The 18,143-nt window shown below is 68.6% G+C and carries 23 protein-coding genes; 13 read left to right on the forward strand and 10 right to left on the reverse strand.

Translation table 11 applies throughout. The features are described 5' to 3' along the window. Positions 1 to 109: 109 nt before the first annotated feature. The 3 genes from R9X41_RS06550 to R9X41_RS06560 are packed head-to-tail and all read left to right on the forward strand — an operon-like array spanning position 110 to position 1,655. Positions 110 to 1,240 (forward strand): isocitrate/isopropylmalate dehydrogenase family protein, encoded by a 1,131-nt coding sequence (locus tag R9X41_RS06550; RefSeq protein WP_318634076.1) that lies wholly within the window; start codon positions 110 to 112, stop codon positions 1,238 to 1,240. 58 nt (positions 1,241 to 1,298) lie between these two features. Further along, entirely contained in the window at positions 1,299 to 1,448 is a 150-nt protein-coding gene (locus R9X41_RS06555) for a hypothetical protein (RefSeq protein ID WP_318634077.1), read from the forward strand. Positions 1,449 to 1,466: 18 nt separating this feature from the next. Next, positions 1,467 to 1,655 carry a hypothetical protein gene (locus tag R9X41_RS06560; protein WP_318634078.1) on the forward strand — a complete coding sequence of 63 codons (189 nt, stop codon included), beginning with the start codon at positions 1,467 to 1,469 and terminating at the stop codon, positions 1,653 to 1,655. Between the two features lie 4 nt (positions 1,656 to 1,659). Here the strand turns inward: R9X41_RS06560 and R9X41_RS06565 are convergent, their stop codons facing one another. The 4 genes from R9X41_RS06565 to R9X41_RS06580 form a co-directional block, all read right to left on the reverse strand. After that, a complete protein-coding gene (locus tag R9X41_RS06565) occupies positions 1,660 to 2,778 on the reverse strand; it encodes an amidohydrolase family protein (RefSeq protein ID WP_318634079.1) in 1,119 nt (372 codons plus the stop codon). 2 nt (positions 2,779 to 2,780) lie between these two features. Beyond that, positions 2,781 to 3,179, reverse strand: coding sequence for a cupin domain-containing protein (locus R9X41_RS06570; protein ID WP_318634080.1), 399 nt, complete (start codon positions 3,177 to 3,179; stop codon positions 2,781 to 2,783). A gap of 66 nt (positions 3,180 to 3,245) precedes the next feature. Further along, entirely contained in the window at positions 3,246 to 4,235 is a 990-nt protein-coding gene (locus tag R9X41_RS06575) for a Bug family tripartite tricarboxylate transporter substrate binding protein (RefSeq protein WP_318634081.1), read from the reverse strand. A 39-nt stretch (positions 4,236 to 4,274) separates the two neighbouring features. Next, on the reverse strand, positions 4,275 to 5,369 hold the full coding sequence (locus tag R9X41_RS06580; protein ID WP_318634082.1) for an Ldh family oxidoreductase: 1,095 nt from the start codon (positions 5,367 to 5,369) through the stop codon (positions 4,275 to 4,277). Positions 5,370 to 5,517: 148 nt separating this feature from the next. On the opposite strand from R9X41_RS06580, the gene R9X41_RS06585 reads away from it, so the two are divergent. Then, complete coding sequence (locus tag R9X41_RS06585; protein ID WP_318634083.1) at positions 5,518 to 6,414, forward strand: LysR family transcriptional regulator; 897 nt, start codon at positions 5,518 to 5,520, stop codon at positions 6,412 to 6,414. Between the two features lie 13 nt (positions 6,415 to 6,427). Here the strand turns inward: R9X41_RS06585 and R9X41_RS06590 are convergent, their stop codons facing one another. After that, complete coding sequence (locus R9X41_RS06590) at positions 6,428 to 7,360, reverse strand: LysR family transcriptional regulator (RefSeq protein WP_318634084.1); 933 nt, start codon at positions 7,358 to 7,360, stop codon at positions 6,428 to 6,430. A 99-nt stretch (positions 7,361 to 7,459) separates the two neighbouring features. Between R9X41_RS06590 and R9X41_RS06595 the strand changes: the two genes are divergently transcribed. From R9X41_RS06595 to R9X41_RS06615, 5 genes are all read left to right on the forward strand, one after another. Next, positions 7,460 to 8,437, forward strand: a complete 978-nt coding sequence (locus tag R9X41_RS06595; protein ID WP_318634085.1) for a tripartite tricarboxylate transporter substrate binding protein — start codon at positions 7,460 to 7,462, stop codon at positions 8,435 to 8,437. A gap of 4 nt (positions 8,438 to 8,441) precedes the next feature. Beyond that, positions 8,442 to 9,371, forward strand: a complete 930-nt coding sequence (locus R9X41_RS06600) for an alpha/beta fold hydrolase (protein ID WP_318634086.1) — start codon at positions 8,442 to 8,444, stop codon at positions 9,369 to 9,371. Continuing rightward, complete coding sequence (gene leuC, locus R9X41_RS06605) at positions 9,368 to 10,786, forward strand: 3-isopropylmalate dehydratase large subunit (RefSeq protein ID WP_318634087.1); 1,419 nt, start codon at positions 9,368 to 9,370, stop codon at positions 10,784 to 10,786. Before R9X41_RS06600 ends, leuC begins: the two co-directional genes overlap by 4 nt. Further along, positions 10,779 to 11,423: a 3-isopropylmalate dehydratase small subunit gene (gene leuD, locus R9X41_RS06610; RefSeq protein WP_318634088.1), complete on the forward strand. Its 645-nt coding sequence runs from the start codon at positions 10,779 to 10,781 to the stop codon at positions 11,421 to 11,423. The genes leuC and leuD overlap by 8 nt, the downstream gene beginning before the upstream one ends. Positions 11,424 to 11,590: 167 nt before the next feature. Beyond that, positions 11,591 to 12,073 (forward strand): GreA/GreB family elongation factor, encoded by a 483-nt coding sequence (locus R9X41_RS06615; RefSeq protein WP_318634089.1) that lies wholly within the window; start codon positions 11,591 to 11,593, stop codon positions 12,071 to 12,073. Between the two features lie 21 nt (positions 12,074 to 12,094). Here the strand turns inward: R9X41_RS06615 and R9X41_RS06620 are convergent, their stop codons facing one another. From R9X41_RS06620 to R9X41_RS06630, 3 genes are read right to left on the reverse strand one after another with little or no spacing between them, the layout of a single operon-like run. Beyond that, positions 12,095 to 13,045: a YcjF family protein gene (locus R9X41_RS06620; RefSeq protein ID WP_318634090.1), complete on the reverse strand. Its 951-nt coding sequence runs from the start codon at positions 13,043 to 13,045 to the stop codon at positions 12,095 to 12,097. Beyond that, positions 13,042 to 13,734 (reverse strand): Bax inhibitor-1 family protein, encoded by a 693-nt coding sequence (locus R9X41_RS06625; RefSeq protein ID WP_318634091.1) that lies wholly within the window; start codon positions 13,732 to 13,734, stop codon positions 13,042 to 13,044. The genes R9X41_RS06620 and R9X41_RS06625 overlap by 4 nt, the downstream gene beginning before the upstream one ends. 46 nt (positions 13,735 to 13,780) lie before the next feature. Further along, on the reverse strand, positions 13,781 to 14,263 hold the full coding sequence (locus R9X41_RS06630; protein WP_318634092.1) for an ABC transporter substrate-binding protein: 483 nt from the start codon (positions 14,261 to 14,263) through the stop codon (positions 13,781 to 13,783). Between the two features lie 122 nt (positions 14,264 to 14,385). Between R9X41_RS06630 and R9X41_RS06635 the strand changes: the two genes are divergently transcribed. Next, positions 14,386 to 15,279, forward strand: a complete 894-nt coding sequence (locus R9X41_RS06635; RefSeq protein WP_318634093.1) for a LysR family transcriptional regulator — start codon at positions 14,386 to 14,388, stop codon at positions 15,277 to 15,279. A gap of 66 nt (positions 15,280 to 15,345) precedes the next feature. Here R9X41_RS06635 and R9X41_RS06640 read toward each other — a convergent pair whose 3' ends face one another. Next, the gene (locus tag R9X41_RS06640; protein ID WP_318634094.1) at positions 15,346 to 15,765 is read right to left on the reverse strand and encodes a hypothetical protein; all 420 of its coding nucleotides are present in this window, start codon (positions 15,763 to 15,765) and stop codon (positions 15,346 to 15,348) included. 276 nt (positions 15,766 to 16,041) lie between these two features. Here R9X41_RS06640 and R9X41_RS06645 point away from each other — a divergent pair, with 276 nt between their 5' ends. Next, positions 16,042 to 16,386 carry a hypothetical protein gene (locus R9X41_RS06645; protein WP_318634095.1) on the forward strand — a complete coding sequence of 115 codons (345 nt, stop codon included), beginning with the start codon at positions 16,042 to 16,044 and terminating at the stop codon, positions 16,384 to 16,386. A 154-nt stretch (positions 16,387 to 16,540) separates the two neighbouring features. Here R9X41_RS06645 and R9X41_RS06650 read toward each other — a convergent pair whose 3' ends face one another. Continuing rightward, positions 16,541 to 16,852 carry a hypothetical protein gene (locus tag R9X41_RS06650; RefSeq protein ID WP_318634096.1) on the reverse strand — a complete coding sequence of 104 codons (312 nt, stop codon included), beginning with the start codon at positions 16,850 to 16,852 and terminating at the stop codon, positions 16,541 to 16,543. Between the two features lie 169 nt (positions 16,853 to 17,021). Between R9X41_RS06650 and R9X41_RS06655 the strand changes: the two genes are divergently transcribed. After that, positions 17,022 to 17,930: a non-homologous end joining protein Ku gene (locus R9X41_RS06655; RefSeq protein WP_318635165.1), complete on the forward strand. Its 909-nt coding sequence runs from the start codon at positions 17,022 to 17,024 to the stop codon at positions 17,928 to 17,930. Between the two features lie 25 nt (positions 17,931 to 17,955). After that, a complete protein-coding gene (locus R9X41_RS06660; protein ID WP_318634097.1) occupies positions 17,956 to 18,141 on the forward strand; it encodes a DUF3606 domain-containing protein in 186 nt (61 codons plus the stop codon). Positions 18,142 to 18,143 lie beyond the last annotated feature (2 nt).

Here is an 18,143-nt window from a genome sequence, read left to right on the forward strand (position 1 = left end):
GCCTACGGCGCGCCGGACGGCCGCGTCCACGCGCGCTATCGGCTGGAGACTGGCGACGACCCCAACCGCGCCGCCAGCCATTCGACCAACCCGCTCCGAAGGAATTTCCATGCCCCTCAAGCAGTACGAAATCGCGACGATCGACGGCGACGGCATCGGCCCGGAGGTCTGCCAGGCCACCGTGGCGGTGCTGCGCGAAGCCTGCGGTGCCGACCTGCTGAACTTCAGCCACCACGACGGCGGCGCCGACCACTACGCCCGCACCGGCCACGTGCTGCCGCCGGACACCTTCGCGGCCTGCAAGACCGCCCACGCGATCCTGCATGGCGCCGCCGGCATGCCGGGCATCACCTATGCCGACGGCACCGAGGTCGGCAACGACCTGCACCTGCAGCTGCGCTTCAAGCTCGACCTCTACGCCAACGTACGGCCGGTGCGCCTGTGGAAGGGCGTGCGTTCGCCCCTGCGCGACTGGCAGGCCGGGCAGATCGACTACGTGATCGTGCGCGAGAACACCGAAGGCCTCTACGCCAGCCGGGGCGGGGGCATCAACCTGCGCGGCGAGGTCTGTACCGACACCCTCGTGGTCACCCGCAAAGGCGTCGAACGGGTGGCCCGTTTTTCCTTCGAGCTGTCGCGCAAGCGCCAGGGCGCACCGCGTGACGGCAAGCGCCGCATGACGGTCTGCGACAAGGCCAACATCCTGCGCAGCTACGCCTTCTTCCGCGCCGTCTGCGACGAGGTGGCGCAGGAATACGGCGACGTCGAGATCGACTACGCCTATGTCGACGCGATGACGGTGCACCTGGTGAAGCGGCCCGACTACTACGACGTGATCGTGGCCGAGAACATGTTCGGCGACATCATTTCCGACCTCGGCGCGGCCACCATCGGCGGCATGGGCTTGTCGCCCTCGGCCGAGCTCGGCGACCACCACGGGCTGTTCCAGGGCGCGCACGGTTCGGCGCCCGACATCGCCGGCCAGGACCTGGCGAGCCCGCTGGCCACCATTCTTTCCGGCGCGCTGATGCTGCGCTGGCTGGGCGACCGCCACGACGACACGCGGCTCGTGTCGGCCGCCGACCGGGTGGAGCAGGCGGTGGAACAGGTGCTCGCCGAAGGCGACGCGGTGCCCCGCGACCTGGGCGGGCAGGCCGGCTGCCGCGCGATGACCGCCGCGGTCATCCGGCGCCTCGCGACCGAACGCCAAGACACCGGCATCGCGGAGACGGCCACATGAACCGAATCAGAAGGCGGCGGCCGACGTCGAGCCGGTCGGCATCGTCGCCACGGTTTCGATGGTGGTGTCGGTCGGCAATGCCAGCGGCATCACCGACCTGCCCGGTCTGGTGGAGCGCATGAAGCAGCAGCCGGGAAAGGTCGATTTCGGCTCGGGCGGCCCGGGCACCACCGCGCATTTCGTCGAGGCCCCAAGGGCGGCAAGGTGAAGGCGGTGGCGGTCACCGGTGGCCGTCGAAAAGCGCGGTGAGCGCGGTCGCGTCCACGGCCGAATTCAAGGCCCGGCTGGCCGACATGGCCGCGCAGCGCCCGCTGCTGCCGAGCAGGGCGCAGCGCACATGCGTCAGCTGATCGCGAAGGACAGCGACCGGGTGAATGCCCAGGCCAAGGCCGCCGCGTTCGCCGGCGGCAATTGAACGCTCAGCTCCTCAACCCCAGCATGCGCGCCGCATTGCCGCCCAGGATCGCGACGCGGTCCGCATCGCTCAGCGACGGCGTGTTCATCACGTGATCGACCGGGTGGGTTTCCCAGGGGATGGGGTGGTCGGTGCCCAGCATCACCTGGCTCACGCCCACTTCGGCGACCAGGTGCCGCAACGCCTCGGGCGTGAACACCAGGGCGTCGAAGTACAGGCGCCGGATGTAGTCGCTGGGCCGCTGCTTGAGCACGATGTCGGGGTTGCAATTGGCCGGCGACACGTAGCAGCTGAAATCCATGCGCGGCGCGTTCATGCCGACGTAGCCGCCGCCGTGCGCGGCGCAGATCTTCAGGTCGGGAAACTTGTCGAGCACGCCTTCGTAGATGAGGTGCTGCAGGGCGATGGTGGTGTCGAGCGGGTTGCCGACCACGTTCGACATCCAGCCGTTGCCCTTGAAGCGTCGCGCCAGCTCGGGCGTGCTTTGCGGGTGGATGAACAAGGTGACGCCCAGCGCCTGCGCCTTGGCCCACACGGGGTGGAAACGCGGTTCCGAAAAATCCTCGCCCGCCACGCTGCCGCCGACGGCCGCGCCCAGCAGGCCCAGCCGCGTCACCGCATCCTCGAGCTGCACCACGGCCAGGTCCGGAAACTGCAAGGCCAGCGAGGCGAATGCGCCCAGGCGTTGCGGCGCGGCCCGGCAGAGCTCGGCCATCTTTTCGTTCTGCAGCCGGCAGATGGCCTCGGCGTTCTCGCGCGGCTGCCGGTACCAGAAAGGGTTGATCGACAGCACTTCCATGTCGATGCCCATCGCATCCATCTCGGCCAGGCGCTTGTCGACCACGATGAAATGGTCCTGCTGGCCGCGCACCGGCGGCAGGGTCGATCTGGCCTCGGCCGCGCCCAGCAAGGCCAGCGCCTCGGGCACGTAGCAATGGGCATGGACGTCGATGGTGCGCACCCGCCGGCCGGCGATGGAAACCGGCACCCGGGCCACCGAGGGCTCGCCCGGCGAGGGACGCCATGTCGGTGGCAGCGCGGCGGTGGAGGCGCAGCCGGTCAGGGCAATACCGCCGACCACGCCGGCCGACGCTCCAAGGAATGCGCGGCGCGACGCTTTCATGCTCACACGTGCTCCGCCGAGACGGCGCGGGTTTCGCCCGTCTCCAGCAGGGTGCGGGTGGCGTCCACCCGGCCGTAGATCCAGAGGATCTTCATGCCTTCGGTGTCCGACGCATTGCGAAAACGGTGCGGCACGCCGCAGGGGATGAAGGTGGTGTCCTGCGGCTGCAGGTCGTGGTGTTCCTCGCCGATGTCGAACACCGCCCGGCCTTCCAGCAGCATTACGCTTTCCTCGCAGTTGTGGAAATGCCAGGGAATCTGCGCGCCGGGCCCGAATTCGGTGATGCCGTTGATGAAACTCTGCGCGCCTAGCCGGGCCGATACCAGGGGCACGGTTCGGGCGCCGCCACCACGTTCGTAGGCCTTGAGTGCGCTGGGGCGCAGGATGCGTGCTTCGCTCATGTCGTCGTCTCGGGTGTTGTGGTTGCCGGTGGCCGCCGGATCGCCGCTCGCCGGTCTGATGCGGGCCTATTCGACCTTGATGCCGTTGCTCTGGATCACCTGCCGGTAAAGCGTGAACTGGTCCTTCAACGCGGCGCCGAACTCGGCCGGCGTGGTGCCGCGGATCGTCATGCCCTGGGCCACGAGCTGCTTCTTCACCTCGGGGTCGTCGAGCGACTTCTTCATGGCGCCGTACAGCCGGTCGACCACGGAGGCCGGGGTGTTCCGGGGCGCCACCATCGCGAACCAGGAGTTGAAGAGGAAATCGGGCAGGCCGGACTCGCCGACGGTGGGCACGTCGGGATACTGTGCCAGGCGTTGCGGGGTCGATACCGCCAACAGGCGCAGCTTGCCGCCGGCGATGAGCGAGGTGACCGTGCCCAGGCCCTGGAAGGCGCCGTCCACTTCACCGGCCGCCACGGCGATGGCCGCCGGGGTGGCGCCCTTGTAGGGCACGTGGGTCACGTTGATGCCGGCACGGCTGGCGAACATCGCCATCGCCAGGTGCTGCGGGCTGCCGCTGCCGCCCGAGCCGTAGTTGAGCTTGCCGGGCCTGGCCTTGGCGGCGGCGATGAAGTCGGCGACGGTCTTGTAGGGCGAGTCGGGCTTCACCACCAGGCCCCATTCGATGGTGCCGACCAGCGAGACGGGCACGAAGTCGGTCAGGGGATCCCAGGCGGCCTTGTAGATGTTGGGCACCATGGTCAGCACGCTGTCGTTGAAGCCGCCGATGGTGTAGCCGTCGGGTGTCGCCTTGGCGACCCGTTCGGCGCCGATCAGGCCGGAGGAGCCGGGGATGTTCTCCAGGTAGAAGCTCTGGCCCAGCTCGGTTCCCATGCGCTGGGTGAGCACCCGGGCGCCGTTGTCGACCGCGCTGCCGGCGGCCAGGGGAATGATCATGTGGATCGCCTTGGCGGCGGGCCAGGCGGGCTGCGCCTGGATGGTGACGGCACCGAGGCCGGCGAGGCCCAGCAGGGCTGCGCGGGCGATGCTGCGGGGCAGGGCGGTGGCTTTCATGTCGCTGGTCTCCGTTCTTCTGTTCTTGTGCTCTTCGTTTCACGCCCCGACCGGCTCGGGTTGCGCACGCCGCAGGGGTTCCACGCCGAGGCGTTCGGCCAGCCGGTCCAGGTCTTGCAGCAGGGCGTCGGGCAGCGGCGCGCCCTCGCGCTCGTAGGCTTCGCGCTTGCCGTGGCTCTGCTCGCCCGGCAGCCAGATGCGCTCCACGCCCGGCAGCCGTTCGCCGCCGCGGATGTCGCGCACCAGGGTGTCGACCGCCGACTTGAACGGCGCCGCGCCGCCGAAGGCCGCCAGGTCGATCACCAGGATCGCCTGGCCGGTGTTGGTGGGCGTGACGTGGTCGGCATTGAAGTCGACCACCTCGCGGCCCATCGCCGCGCCCTGCAGGGTGCCCGCGAGCAGGCCCACGATCAGCGCCAGGCCGTAGCCCTTGTGGCCGCCGATGGGCATCAGAAAGCCTTCGTGCGCGCGGTTCGGATCGGTCAGCGGCCGGCCCTGGCGGTCCACCATCCAGCCCTCGGGCATCGGCTCGCCGCGCTTGGCCTTGGCCTTCACCTTGCCGTAGGCGGCCACGGTGGTGGCCATGTCGAGCACCACCGGGGGTTCGTCGCCGGCCGGTATGCCGGCGGCGATGGGGTTGGTCGACAGCAGCATGTCCATGCCGCCCCAGGGCGGCAGGTGGTTGGCGTTGCCCACCGCGAAGTACAGGCCGATCATGTCGTGCGCCAGCGGCATGCGGGCGTAGAGCGATGCCGGACCGGCATGGTTGCTGTGTCGGGTGCCGACCCAGGCCACGCCCGCCTCGCGTGCCTTGTCGATGGCCAGCCGCACCGCGCGCGACACCACCAGGTGGCCCATGCCGTTGTCGCCGTCCACCACCGCCATCGCGGCGCGTTCCTGCACCACGCGGATGTCCGGATGCCGGTTGATGCCGCCGGATTCGATGCGCTGCACGTACTGCGGCAGGCGGATCACGCCGTGGCCGTCGGAGCCCTGCAGGTCGGCTTCGGCCATGAGGGAGCCGACGGTGTCGGCGTCACTCGCCGGCAGGCCGACCCGGTGGAGGATCTGGCGGATGAAACGGCGCAGCTCGTCGCCCTGCGCCCGGTGGCTGGTGTGGTCCTGGCTCGCCATGGTCGGCGGGCGCGCCCGTGGCCGGGCGAGCCCCTGTCTCCTGTGTTCTGTGGCGGCGAGTCTAGGAAGGGCGGTGCTTGCGGTCCAATGCCGATTCGGTCGCGAGCCATATCATCGTGCTATTGCTTCTGCCGCGCCCGCGTCTGCCATGAACCTCCGCACCCTGCGCTACTTCGTCGCCATCGCCGACGCGGGCAGCTTCACCGCCGCCGCGGTCGCCGTCTCCGTCGCCCAGCCCGCGCTCACCCGCCAGATGCGTGACCTGGAGGCCGACCTGGGCGTGCAGCTGTTCCAGCGCAGCGCACGCGGCGTGCGGCTCACGCAGGACGGCGCGACGCTCTACGAGTCTGCCGGCCGCATGCTGGCCGAGGCGACGAGGGTGCGGCTGGCGCTCGACGCCGGCAGCGCCGACCAGGCCGCGACCGTGGTGCTGGGCGTAACACCGACGCTTACCCGGGTACTGCTGCCCGGCGTGTTCGAGCGCGTCCACTGCGACCTGGCCGGCGTGCGGCTGGTGGTGCGCGAAGCCTTCACGCCGCAGCTGATGGAGGGCCTGGAGCGGGGGCTCGTCGACATGGCGGTGGTGACCAATCCGGCGGCGCACCGCGCGCTGGCCCAGCAGCCCTTGCTGGTGGAGCCCTTCGCCCTCGTCGCATCGGCTGCGCGCGGCCTGCCGGAGCTGGTGTCGCCGACCGAACTGGGCAAGCTGCCCGTGCTCATGACCGGCCTGCACCGCGGCATCGTCGAGCGGGCGCTGGCGCCGCTGGGTGCGCAGCTGCAGGTGGAGGCCGAGATCGATTCGGTGGATGCGATCCGCGAGCTGGTGCTGCAGGGGTCGTGGGCCACGGTGATGCCGGTGTCGGTCTTCAAGGACGCGCCGCCGGGCCGGCTCACGCTCTCGCAGATTTCCGGCGCACAGGTGAACCGCCTGCTGGTGGTGGCGACCCGTATCGAGCGGGCCAGCAATTCGGCGCTGGCGGTGGTCAACGATGTCGTGCGCGCCGAGGCCGAGAAGCTGCGGGCGGCGGGGGTGTTCGGGTTCTAGCGGCCGCCGGCAGTCAGCGCCGGGTCTGTCGGGTCCACGATTCGTTCGACCTTCCTCTTTGGTCCGCGAACCACGAAAGCAGGTGGTCGACCAGCGCCCGCGTCTTGGCCGAGAGATGCCGGCCGGTGCGGAACACCGCATAGACATCGGCCGGCGGCAGGTGCCAGTCGGGCAGCACCGGCACCAGCGCTCCGGCCGCGACCTGGGCGGCGATCTCCCATTCGGAACGCATCAGGATGCCGTGGCCGGACAGGGCCCAGCCGGTGGCCGATTCGCCATCGTTGCTGCTGAGGGCGCCCCGCACTTTCACCGTCTCGGTCCTGGCGCCGTTGCGCAGGTGCCAGGTGCCGAAGGTTTCATCGCCTTCGCGGATGAAGATGCAGGCATGGCGCGCCAGTTCGCGCGGCGTGGCGGGAATGCCCGCCCTTTGCAAGTAGGCCGGGCTGGCGCAGAGGATGCGGCGGTTGTCCGCCAGCAGCCGCGCGGTGAGCTGCGCATCGGGCATCTCGCCGAAGCGGATGACCACGTCGAAGGCCTGTTCGACGAGGTTCACCGGCCGGTCGCTCAGGTGCAGCTGCACCTCCAGCTCCGGATACCGCTCGACGAACCGGCCGAGTGCGGGCGCCACCTGGCGGCGGCCGAAACCGAGCGTCGCGCTGACCCTCAGCAAACCCTTGGGGCTGGCCTGGTGGCCCGAGACGGTGCGCTCCAGCGCCTCGAGTTCGTGCAGCAGCCGCGCGCCGTCGACCAGGTAGGTTTCGCCTTCGGGCGTCAGGCTCATGCGGCGGGTGGTGCGGTTGAGCAGCCGCGCGCCGAGGCGGGCTTCGAGCTGGGCCAGGCGTTTGCTCACCGCCGGCCCGGTCACTCCGAGCTCCTGGGCCGTGGCGGCCATGCTGCCTTTCTGGTTGAGCAAGCCGAAGAATGCGAGGTCGGAGAAGCCGTCCATTCGTTACCCAGAAGACTGAAAGAAGTTACCGGGCACCTATTGTAGAGACGGGGCTCATGTTTACGATTCGGCTTCCAACGATTAGACGGAGACAAACCGATGCAGCGCCGATCCCTCACGACCTTCCTGCTGTTACCAGCCCTGGCCGCCGTTTGCTTGCCGTTCGCGGTGCATGCGCAGGCATTTCCCGAGCGCCCGATCAAGCTCATCGTTCCGTATGCGCCGGGCGGCAGCGCCGACATCGCCGCGCGCCTGGTTACCGCCGAATGGGCCAAGGCCCTGGGCGGCGACATGTTCATCGAGAACCGCGCCGGCGCAGGCGGCAACCTGGGCGTGGATGTGGTCGCCAAGGCCCCGGCCGACGGCTACACCATCGGCCTGCAGACGGTATCGCTGGCCATCAACCCGGCGCTGTTCGCCCGGATGCCCTTCGACACGCGCAAGGACCTCGCGCCCATCGGCATGGTGGCCAGCTCGCAGCATGTGCTGGTGGTCAACAACGGCTTTCCGGCAAGGAACGTGGCCGAGCTGATCGCCAAGGTGAAAACCTCGCCGGGCAAGTACAGCTACGGCTCTGCCGGTGCCGGCAGCACCTTCCACATGGCGGCCGAGCTGTTCAAGGCGACGGCCGGCGTGTCCATCCTGCATGTGCCGTATCGCGGCGGCGGCCCGGCCCTGGTGGACACCATCGCCGGGCAGGTCGACATGAGTTTCCCGGTCCTGTCGGCGGCGCTGCCGCAGGTGGAGGGCGGCAAGCTGCGGGCGCTGGGCGTGACCGGCGGCAAGCGCTCGTCGCTGATGCCCGATGTGCCCACCATCGCCGAAGCCGGCCTGCCCAACTACCTGTTCGAAACCTGGTTCATGGCCTTCGCGCCGGCCGGCACGCCGCCGGCCGTCGTCGAAAAACTCAACGCCGCGCTGAACAAGGCCATGGCGACGCCCGCCGTCCGCGACCGCATGGTCAAGGAAGGCTTCGATCCCACTCCCTCGACCCCCGCCGCCGCACGAGCCAAGCTCGAGCAGGAAATGCCCGTGTGGGCGAAGCTCGTGAAAGAGCGCGGCATCACCGGTGAATGAAAAGATGACATCAGGCACGCCCGCAGAGGCGCTCGACTCCCTGTTTCCAGGCTTCCGGCACTGCCGCACCGAGGTGGAGCCCGGCGTGGAAATCGCCGCCACCGTGGGCGGCTCCGGCCCGCCGCTGCTGATGCTGCACGGCCATCCGCAGACCCGCGCCATCTGGCACCGCGTGGCATCGGTGCTGTCGCGCGACCACACCCTGGTGATGGCCGACCTGCGGGGTTATGGCGATTCGTCCAAGCTCGTGGGCACGGCGGGCCACGCCAACTACGCCAAGCGCGTGATGGCCCGGGACCAGCGCGCGCTCATGGCGAGCCTCGGTTTCGAGCGGTTCGCGGTGCTGGCGCACGACCGGGGAGCCCGGGTCGCGCACCGGCTGGCGGCCGACCATCCGGACGCGGTCTCGCGCCTGGTGCTGCTCGACATCGCACCCACGCTCGCCATGTACGAGCAGACATCGCAGGCATTCGCCCGGGCCTACTGGCACTGGTTCTTCCTGATCCAGCCGCAGCCCTTGCCCGAGCGCCTGATCGCGGCCGATCCGGCCGCCTATGTCCACGACGTGATGGGCCGGCGAAGTGCCGGGCTGGCGCCGTTCGATCGCCGGGCCCTGGCCGAATACCGGCGCTGCATCGCGCTGCCGGGTGCGGCGCACGGCCTGTGCGAGGACTACCGGGCGGCCGCCGGCGTCGATCTGGAACACGACCGCGACGACCGCGAAGCCGGCCGCATGCTGGCCATGCCCGTGCTGGCGCTGTGGGGCGCGCAGGGCGTGGTCGCCCGGTGTTTCGATCCGCTGCAGGAATGGCGCCAGGTCGCGCTGCAGGTGGAAGGACGGGCCCTCGACTGCGGCCACTACATCGCCGAAGAGGCGCCCGACCTGCTGCTGGAGCAGGTCCGGCCCTTTCTTGCCCAGGAGGTGCTCGCATGACGCCCCGTACCCTCTACCGCAAGCTGGTCGAATCGCACACCGTGGCCACACTGGACGAACAGAACGTGCTGCTGTTCTGCGACCTGCACCTGATGAACGAATACACCAGCCCGCAGGCCTTCGCCGGCCTCGACGAGCAGGGCCGGGGCGTGCCGATGCCCGGGCAGAACGTGGCGGTGGTCAGCCACGTCATACCGACCGAGCCCGGCGTGATCCGTGTCATCCGCGATGCGGCACCGGCGCTGCAGGCGCGCAATCTCAAGAAGAACTGCGACCGTCACGGCATTGCGCTGTTCGACACCAACGACGCGCTGCAGGGCATCGAACACGTGGTCGCGCCCGAGCACGGCATGATCCGCCCCGGCATGGTGGTCATCTGCGGCGACTCGCACACCACCACCTACGGGGCACTGGGCGCCCTGGGTTTCGGCATCGGCACCTCGGAAGTCGAGCATGTGCTGGCCACCCAGACCCTGGTCTACCGGCTGGCGCAGGACATGCGCATCCATGTCGACGGCCGGCTGCCGACGGGCACCACCGCCAAGGACCTGGTGCTGATGATCATCGGCCGGATCGGCGCGCAGGGCGCGCGCGGCCATGTCATCGAGTTCACCGGAAGTGCCTTCGAAGCGCTGTCGGTGGAGGCGCGCTTCACCGTCTGCAACATGGCGGTGGAGGCCGGCGCCCGCGGCGCACTGATGGCACCCGATGCCCGGGCGATCGACTACGTGCTGCAGCGCGCACCCGACATCCAGGGCGACATGCGCGAAGCCGCGCTGGGCCACTGGGCCACGCTGCACAGCGACGACGGCGCGGTCTTCGACATCGAGCACCGCTTCGACGCCAGCGACGTCGCGCCGCACGTGACCTGGGGCACCAGCCCCGACCAGGTCATCTCCATCGAAGGCCGCATTCCGCTGCCGCAGGAACAGGCCGCCGGCCCCCTGCGACGCAGCACCGAACAGGCCCTGCGCTACACGGGCCTGGCGGCGGGCGCTGCGATCGAGGGCACGCCGATCCAGCATGTGTTCATCGGCTCGTGCACCAACGCCCGCATCGAGGACCTGCGGGCGGTAGCCGAGGTGGTTCGGGGCCGGCATGTGGCCGAGGGCGTGCGTGCCATGGTCGTGCCGGGCTCGGGTGCGGTGAAGCAGCAGGCCGAGAAGGAGGGCATCGCCGCCTTGCTGCAGAACGCCGGTTTCGAGTGGCGCGAGCCGGGCTGTTCGATGTGCCTGGCCATGAACGGCGACATCCTGGAGGCCGGCGTGCGCTGCGCCTCCACCACCAACCGCAACTTCGAAGGCCGCCAGGGCCGGGGAGCGGTCACCCACCTGATGAGCCCCGCCATGGCCGCGGCCGCGGCGCTCACCGGCACCATCACCGACGTTCGCCGACTGGAGGCCCTGCATGCGTGAGCGCAACACCCTGGTCGGCCGGGCCGCCGCCCTGCCGATCGAGAACCTGGACACCGACCAGATCATGCCCAAGCAGTTCCTGCACGGCATCGACAAGTCGGGCCTGGACCGCGGCCTGCTGTACGACCTGCGATACGACGCGCAGGGCGCGCCGCGTGCCGACTTCGTGCTCAACCGGCCCGAACGCGCCGGCACCAGCATCCTGATCGGCGGTGCCAACTTCGGCTGCGGCTCCAGCCGCGAACATGCGGTGTGGGGCCTGCAGCAGTACGGCATCCAGGCGGTGATCGCACCGAGCTTCGGCGAGATCTTCTATTCGAACGCCATGAACAACCAGTTGCTGCTGGTGATGTTGCCGCCAGCCGACATCGCCGCGCTGATGGCAGACGCCGACCGCCCGGCGACCGCGGAAGTGCGCATCGACCTGCAGCATCTTCGCGTCCGCAGCGCCAGCGTCGATGCGGCGTTCGGCATGTCGGCGCGGCACCGCCACATGCAGATGGAGGGGCTCGATGTCATCGGCCTGTCGCTGACCTACGCCGAGCAGATCGTCGCCTTTGCCGAAGGGCATTGGCAACGCGAACCATGGGTTCGCGATGTGGCTGCGAGGACCGTCGCCCGATTGGCGCAGGCCTGACGCGGACGGGAGCCGGGCAGAGCCTCATCGCTGCGCCTGGGCGATCGCGGGCGACGCCGGGGGGGCCGGCTTCGACCTATGCGGCAGGACCGCGCATCCTCGCGCCGTGTGCAACACAATCCGGCTCCCGAGCCCGCATTGCGCTGCCTACATGCCCACCTTTCTCCATGGATAAATCCTCGCTGCACCAGCAGGTGCTGGACCGGCTCGCCGAAGACTTGCTGCAGGCCGAAGAGGCCGTGCGGGCGGCCCATGAAACGGCGACCCACGAAGAAAACATCGCCGAGAACAAGTACGACACCCTGGGACTCGAAGCGGCCTACCTGGCCACCGGCCAGGCGCGGCGCGCCGACGCGATCCGCCAGGCGCTGGCCCGATGGCGCCAGTTCCGCCCGCCTGCCTACGACGCCGGCAAAGGCATCCAGCTCGGCGCTCTGGTGTGCCTGCTCGACTCCGCCGACCGGCAGCAATGGCTTTTTCTCGGCCCGGACGGGGGCAGCATGAAGCTGCCGAGCGCCGGCCTGCTCGTGCAGGTCGTCAGCGCCGAAGCCCCGCTGGGCCGGGCCGTGCTGGGTAAATGCGAGGGTGACGAGGTGTCGATACAGCTCGCGCCCGCCCGGCAGCAGTTCGAGGTGCTGCGGGTGTATTGAGCCGGACGCGAGCCGCGCCGATCAGCCGCCGCGCACCAGCGCCAGAACCTTCCCGGCATCGAGCGTTCGCGCCTTTTCCTGCATGGCCGGCAGGTACTGCGACTGCATGCCCCGGGCCTGCTGGGTGACGGCGGCGTAGGTCTCCTTCAGCGCCTCGGTCGACAGCGTTCGGCCGCCGGCGTAATAGCGCTTGGCCACATGTCCCAGGGCATAGGTGCTCGCGAAGCTCATCCCCGAACTGACGGCCTGGTTGCCCAGGCCGCGCAGCAGCCCGCCGCCGACCTTGCCCAGCAGGCCGCCGAGCAGCTTGCGGCCGGCCTGTTCCAGGTACTGCGACGTGAGGCCGACGCCGATGGTGGCGAGAAAGTCCTTGATGTGCCCGCGATCGAGCTCGTATCCGTAGAACTTTCCGATTCCGTAGACCAGCTTCATCTGCAGCGGAATGATGGCCATGGTGGAGAGCGACTCGGGCAGGAGCTCCAGGGCGCCGTTGAGGATGGCGGCGTTGAGAATGCTGCGATCGCGCATGGCGTCGTCGCCGGCCGCCGAGGCGGCAGCGCCGACGGGCGTCGCTGCCGCGCGGGCCGGCGCCAGCGGAGCCTCGGCCACCGCGTCTGCCTGCCGGACGAAGTCCGCGGTGGTGGACGCGGAAAGCTGGAGCGCAGCGCGTGCCTCGTCGAGGAAGGCGCGCTCGGTGTCCGACTGGGTTCCGTCGGCGTCGCAGACGCAGACCGCCATCTCGTAGGCCAGCTGGCGCGCGTCGGCGCCCTGCAGGTCGCGCGCGACCGTGGCGAGCGAGACCCGCTTCATCAGCACATCCTGGTAGAGCGAGGGCAGGTTCAGCCCGGCATCGCCGGACAGGCCTTCGGCGATCCGCTTGATCTCGGCGCGCTCACGTTCGTGCTTGTCGCCGTCGACGAAAGCGGCCAGCAGGCTCAGGCCCAGGACCGCGCGGGTTTCGGATGGCGTCATTCGTCACGTCCTCCGCCGATGCCGAGCAGGGCGAGTAGCGCCTGGAACACATTGAACAGGCTCAGGTAGACGCCCAGCGTCGCGGTGATGTAGTTGGTTTCCAGGCCGTCCTTCACGCGCTTGAGGTCGTGCAGGATGAAAGCCGTGAAGACGCCGACCATCAGCACCGCGATCGTGATCATCAGCGCGCTCGACTGCACGAAGATGTTGGCGATGCCGGCCACCAGGATCAGGAGCGCCCCGACGAAGAGCCACTTGCCCATGGCCGACAGGTCGCGCTTGATGACCGACGACAGGCTGGCCATGCCGAGGAAGATCGCGCCGGTGCCGGCGAACGCCGTCATGATGAGTTCGGCGCCGTTGCTCAGGCCCAGCACGCTGCCGACCAGGCGCGACAGCATCAGCCCCATGAAGAAGGTGAAGGCCAGCAGCACGAACACGCCGGTGGCCGAGTCCTTGGTCTTCTCGATGGCGAACATGAAGCCGAAGGCGCCACCCAGGAACAGCACCAGGCCGATGCCGGGCGACAGGGCCGCGGCCATGCCGGTGGCCACGCCCACCCAGGCCCCCAGCACGGTCGGCACCATGGACAGGGCCAGCAGCCAATAGGTATTGCGCAGGACTTCGTTGCGGCCGGCGGTGACGGCAGCGGGCGAGCGGCCGTCGTAGGTCTGAATGTTGTCGTTCATGGAGGTCACCTGCTCGGGGTTGGATCGGGTCCGGCTGCCGGTTTTCTTACTTGGCCGCAGCGCGGGCGGCGTCGGCCTTCGCCTTGGCCGCGTCCGCCTTCTGCTGCAGTTCCTGGGCTTCCTTTTCGGCCGCTGCGGCTTCGGCCTGCCTGGCGTGGGCGGCGTCCTTGTCCGAAGACATGCCGCCGGCCAGTGCGCTGCCGGCCATGGAGCCGACGGCGCCGCCGACGACGGCGGCGCCCAGGGTCGAGCCCAGGCCAGGGCGCGATGGCGCTGCGGCGGCCGGCACGGCAGGGGCTGCAGCGGCGGGGGCTGCGGTGGTGGCGGCCGGGGCGGCCGGGGCAGCCGGTTTGGCCGGCGTCTGGGCAGCGGTCGGGGCCGGCTTGGCAGGCGCGCGACTGAAGCTCGAGGCCGACGACTTGCCGCCGCCCATGCGCTTGGCATGCGCCACCGTGGGGAGCGCCAAAGACACGACGGTCACAGCCATCACCGCGGCGGCGGTGGAACGAATGTAGGAAGAAGTGCGCATGGTGTTGGGTGTCCTTGAGTTGACGAAAGAAACCGGCAGGCCGGTCGAAGCCAGAACTTAAGGCTTGTGACGAATCGAAAAAAGAAGAAGATATGAGAACGTAGTTCCTGAAAAACCAGAACATGAGCCAAGCCTTCAACCATCGTCACCTGTATTACTTCTGGGTGGTCGCCAAGGAAGGCAGCATGTCGCGCGCTGCCGAAACGCTGGACATGGCGGTGCAGACCGTCAGTGCGCAAGTGCGCGAGCTGGAGCGCGACCTGGGCTGCCAGCTCCTGCGGCCCGCCGGCAGAGGCTTGGCGCTGACCGAAGCCGGCACCATCGCGATGCAGCAGGCCGAACAGATCTTCCAGCTTTCGCAGGCGCTACCCGAACAGGTGCTCGCCGCCGCCCAGGCGCCGGCGGCGCGCCTGGCGGTGGGCATTGCCGACGGCCTGCCCAAGCTCGAAGTGCAGCGCCTGCTGCAGCCGGTGCTCGGCGTGCCGCATCTGCGGCTGGTCTGCGACGACGGCGAAATGGCCGACCTGCTGGCTGACCTGGTCCTGCACAAGCTCGACGTGGTGCTGACGGACCACCCGGCGCCGCCGAACGCGCAGCTCCGGGTTCACAGCCATTCGCTGGGCACGTCCGACATCGGCTGGTACGGCTCGGAAAAATGGTGGGCGGTGGCGCATGAGGGTTTTCCGCAGTCGATGCGCGACGTGCCGGTCTTGCTGCCGACATCGCACTCGGTCGTGCGCGGCCAGCTCGACCGCTGGCTGCACCAGAAGGGCCTGCGGCCGAAGGTGGTTGGCGAGATCGAGGACAGCGCCTTGCTCGAAACCTTCGGCAGCACCGGCCTGGGCATTTTTCCGGCGGCGATGACGGTCGCCGACGAACTGCTCAAGCGCAGCCAGGTCCGGCTGATCGGCGCCTGTGAGGGTGTGCAGGAGCACTACTACGCGATCAGCACCGAGCGCAAGGTGATGCATCCGCTGGTGCAGCAGATGCTCCGTCCGGCGGCCGCCAGGTCCTGAGCCGGGATGCCGCGGCAAAAAAACGCAGCCCGTTGCCTGCGCCATCGACGGCGCCGGCCTCGGGGGCTATCGGGTCGCGTTCGGCGGCTGATGTCGATATTGTTCGACCTGCGCCCAATACCGGTCGGCCGCCTCGGCGAAGGCCGGATCCTGGCGGAGTGCCTTCTCGATGTCGGCCGACGGAAAGCCGAAAGGCGTGCCGAACGTCGGTGCCCCGGGGCAGCGCCCGGCAAGGGCATTCCAGACCTCCGCGCCGTCGCCGCCGCCTTCGGGCGTCACGAAGCCGGAGGGGAGCCAGGGCGGAAGGCTGCCTCGCGGCGCAAGGCTGTCGACGACGAGCAGACGGGCGATGTCGGCCTTTTGCGCATCGGTGGCGTGGGCGCCGACACAACGCGCGCCGGCCAGGCGATCGGCCGCCTGCCGCTCGACCGCGGCGTGGGCGTCCTGCACGCTTTGCGCGTCGCGACAAGCCGGCAGCAGGAGCACGCTGCATGACAAGGCAAAAAGAAAACCAACCCGCTGGGGAGGCTTGTAAAAGCATGCTGGACCTGGATGCATGCAAGCATTGTCAGCTGGACAAATGTCAACAAACACCTCGACATGTTGCCGAGAGTGGCTGCAGCGAAGCGCTTGCCCTCAATAGCGCTCCGCCGATACGGCCTACTTATGGAAACAGCCCCGAAATCAGCAAGCGCACCATGACGACGTGCCAGCGCAAAGCGAGGCGGCACGTCACCCAGAACCTTCATCCAAAGGACATTCATGGCTAACAACAGCAAGCAGAACTCCGGCGCTACCAACCATGGCCAAGGCCGTGTGACGGACCCGGCTCACGATGGGCGCCTGAAAGAAAATCACGGCACCACGGACAACAGTGCCAGTCGTGCCCAAGCGAGTCACGGACAAGGTGCGGTCAAGGACGCATCCGATGGCCGGCTGAAAGAAAACCGCGATGGTGGCACAGCCAATGCACGCGAAGCGACGGGCGCTGACCGGGCAAGCGTTGCCAAAAACCAGCCGGGTAGCGGCAGCGGAACGCACGCCAGCAACGGCCAGGGCCGGGTAACCGACCCGGCGCACGACGGGCGATTGAAGGACAACCGTTGACGGGGCACTTCCAGACGAATACGCCGGCTCAGGCCGGCGTTTTTGTTTCGAGCGGGTCGACCTGCGGGCCTTCCCGGCAGCGCCGAGAGCGCGATGAAATCTGCTTTCGGCCGAGCGCCAGGAGTGCGTCGGCAGGGGCGGCGGGCTCGCCGAATCACCGGACCGGCCCAAAACCGAAGAGCGACTTTCGCTCGTCCGCGCCCTGACGAGCCGATCCGGTGTCGTGACCGGCATCCTCATCGGGCGAGGCGCTGTCGCGGCCCCTGGTTCCGGCCTTGGCCGCCGGTCGAGAGCGCGGCCCCAGATCGAGATCGTCCACCAACTGCTCCAGCGCGACCAGGCCAGCGGCCATTGCTTCATGAAAGGTAGCGAAGGACTTCGAGGATCGGTCGAGCTCCTGCCAAACCTCGCCATGCCGGCGCTCGCTCAGCACCCAGTGGTAATGCCGGTCTTCGGACTCCTCCACGTGGATGGCGATCGGGCGCAGGGTCGATGGGGCGGCGGTCATCGCCCCACGGTATGAGCTCGGCGGGCGAGACGCCCATCAAAACGTTACGGGCGTTTTACAGCCATGGCGCAAACGACACCCACACTGGCCGGCAACGCCGGGATGGTCCCGGAGCAGGGAAGTCGACATGGCTACAGGTGGAAGCAGAACTCTCTGGAAGGGCGCCATCACGTTCGGCCTCGTCCACATTCCCGTCGGCTTGCACACCGCAGCTTCCGCGCAAGGTGTGGATTTCGACTGGCTCGACAAACGGTCGATGGACCCGGTCGGCTACAAGCGCGTCAACAAGAAGACCGGCAAGGAAATCGACAAGGACGACATCGTGAAGGGCGTGAAGCTCGACGACGACCAGTACGTGGTGATCAGTCCGGAAGAAATCGAAGCCGTCTTTCCCAAGACCACGCAGACGATTCAGATCGAGCGCTTCATCGATGCGACCGAGTTGCCGTTCATCTTCCTGGAGCGACCGTATTTCGTCGCGCCGGTGAACAAGAGCGACAAGGTCTACGCCTTGCTCCGCGAGACGCTCATCGCCACCGGAAAAATCGGGCTCGCCAAGGTCGTCATCGCGACCAAGCAGCACCTGGCCGCGCTGGTGCCGTCCGGCCCCGCGCTGGTGCTCAACCTGCTGCGGTGGGGCGACGAAGTCAAGACGCTCGACTCGCTGGAACTTCCCGCCGCCGGATCCAGGGGTGTGAGTGCGGCCGAAATGAAAATGGCCAAGCAGCTCGTCGGGGAGATGTCGGGGTCCTGGAATCCTGACGACTTCAAGGATGAGTTCCGCATCCAGGTCATGAAGCTCGTCGAGAAAAAGGCCAAGGCCGGTGAAGCCAAAACCGTGCTGCAGCCCGAGGAAGAGGCACCGAAATCCGCCGATGTTCTCGACCTGACCGAACTGCTCCAGCGAAGCCTGAAGGGCGGTTCGAAGGCGGCTGCGAAGCCGGCCGCCAAGCCGGCTTCCAGAAAGGCGGCCTCTAAAAAGGCGGCTTCCGAGCCGGCGGCCAAGAAGGCAGCGCCCCAGAAAAAAGCAGCTTAGACAACGCAACCCGGCGGGAGACGATATGTCGGACGACAAGCGCATGACCGGCGGCCAGGACCGCGACCGCATCAGCCTGAGCGAGGACTACGAGGTCCGCGACCGGTCGACGAAGTTCGGTTTCAGCGCCGACGAACGCCGCGCCGCGGCGAGAGCAGTCGGCAACCGGGCGGCCGCGGTGGAGGCGCATTGGAAAGACCAAAAGCGCTGATG

This window comes from Xylophilus sp. GOD-11R, from assembly GCF_033546935.1.
GTDB lineage: Bacteria > Pseudomonadota > Gammaproteobacteria > Burkholderiales > Burkholderiaceae_C > Xylophilus.

What these genes read in the sequence shown, in the direction of transcription:
- R9X41_RS06550 (WP_318634076.1), top strand. Translation starts at nt 110, where the DNA reads ATGCCCCTCAAGCAGTACGAAATCGCGACGATCGACGGCGACGGCATC.
- R9X41_RS06630 (WP_318634092.1), bottom strand. Translation starts at nt 14,263, where the DNA reads ATGCGCACTTCTTCCTACATTCGTTCCACCGCCGCCGCGGTGATGGCT.
- R9X41_RS06625 (WP_318634091.1), bottom strand. Translation starts at nt 13,734, where the DNA reads ATGAACGACAACATTCAGACCTACGACGGCCGCTCGCCCGCTGCCGTC.
- R9X41_RS06555 (WP_318634077.1), top strand. Translation starts at nt 1,299, where the DNA reads ATGGTGGTGTCGGTCGGCAATGCCAGCGGCATCACCGACCTGCCCGGT.
- R9X41_RS06565 (WP_318634079.1), bottom strand. Translation starts at nt 2,778, where the DNA reads ATGAAAGCGTCGCGCCGCGCATTCCTTGGAGCGTCGGCCGGCGTGGTC.
- R9X41_RS06585 (WP_318634083.1), top strand. Translation starts at nt 5,518, where the DNA reads ATGAACCTCCGCACCCTGCGCTACTTCGTCGCCATCGCCGACGCGGGC.
- R9X41_RS06580 (WP_318634082.1), bottom strand. Translation starts at nt 5,369, where the DNA reads ATGGCGAGCCAGGACCACACCAGCCACCGGGCGCAGGGCGACGAGCTG.
- R9X41_RS06570 (WP_318634080.1), bottom strand. Translation starts at nt 3,179, where the DNA reads ATGAGCGAAGCACGCATCCTGCGCCCCAGCGCACTCAAGGCCTACGAA.
- R9X41_RS06635 (WP_318634093.1), top strand. Translation starts at nt 14,386, where the DNA reads ATGAGCCAAGCCTTCAACCATCGTCACCTGTATTACTTCTGGGTGGTC.
- R9X41_RS06615 (WP_318634089.1), top strand. Translation starts at nt 11,591, where the DNA reads ATGGATAAATCCTCGCTGCACCAGCAGGTGCTGGACCGGCTCGCCGAA.
- R9X41_RS06575 (WP_318634081.1), bottom strand. Translation starts at nt 4,235, where the DNA reads ATGAAAGCCACCGCCCTGCCCCGCAGCATCGCCCGCGCAGCCCTGCTG.
- R9X41_RS06595 (WP_318634085.1), top strand. Translation starts at nt 7,460, where the DNA reads ATGCAGCGCCGATCCCTCACGACCTTCCTGCTGTTACCAGCCCTGGCC.
- R9X41_RS06600 (WP_318634086.1), top strand. Translation starts at nt 8,442, where the DNA reads ATGACATCAGGCACGCCCGCAGAGGCGCTCGACTCCCTGTTTCCAGGC.
- R9X41_RS06590 (WP_318634084.1), bottom strand. Translation starts at nt 7,360, where the DNA reads ATGGACGGCTTCTCCGACCTCGCATTCTTCGGCTTGCTCAACCAGAAA.
- R9X41_RS06655 (WP_318635165.1), top strand. Translation starts at nt 17,022, where the DNA reads ATGGCTACAGGTGGAAGCAGAACTCTCTGGAAGGGCGCCATCACGTTC.
- leuD (WP_318634088.1), top strand. Translation starts at nt 10,779, where the DNA reads ATGCGTGAGCGCAACACCCTGGTCGGCCGGGCCGCCGCCCTGCCGATC.
- leuC (WP_318634087.1), top strand. Translation starts at nt 9,368, where the DNA reads ATGACGCCCCGTACCCTCTACCGCAAGCTGGTCGAATCGCACACCGTG.
- R9X41_RS06620 (WP_318634090.1), bottom strand. Translation starts at nt 13,045, where the DNA reads ATGACGCCATCCGAAACCCGCGCGGTCCTGGGCCTGAGCCTGCTGGCC.
- R9X41_RS06645 (WP_318634095.1), top strand. Translation starts at nt 16,042, where the DNA reads ATGGCTAACAACAGCAAGCAGAACTCCGGCGCTACCAACCATGGCCAA.
- R9X41_RS06660 (WP_318634097.1), top strand. Translation starts at nt 17,956, where the DNA reads ATGTCGGACGACAAGCGCATGACCGGCGGCCAGGACCGCGACCGCATC.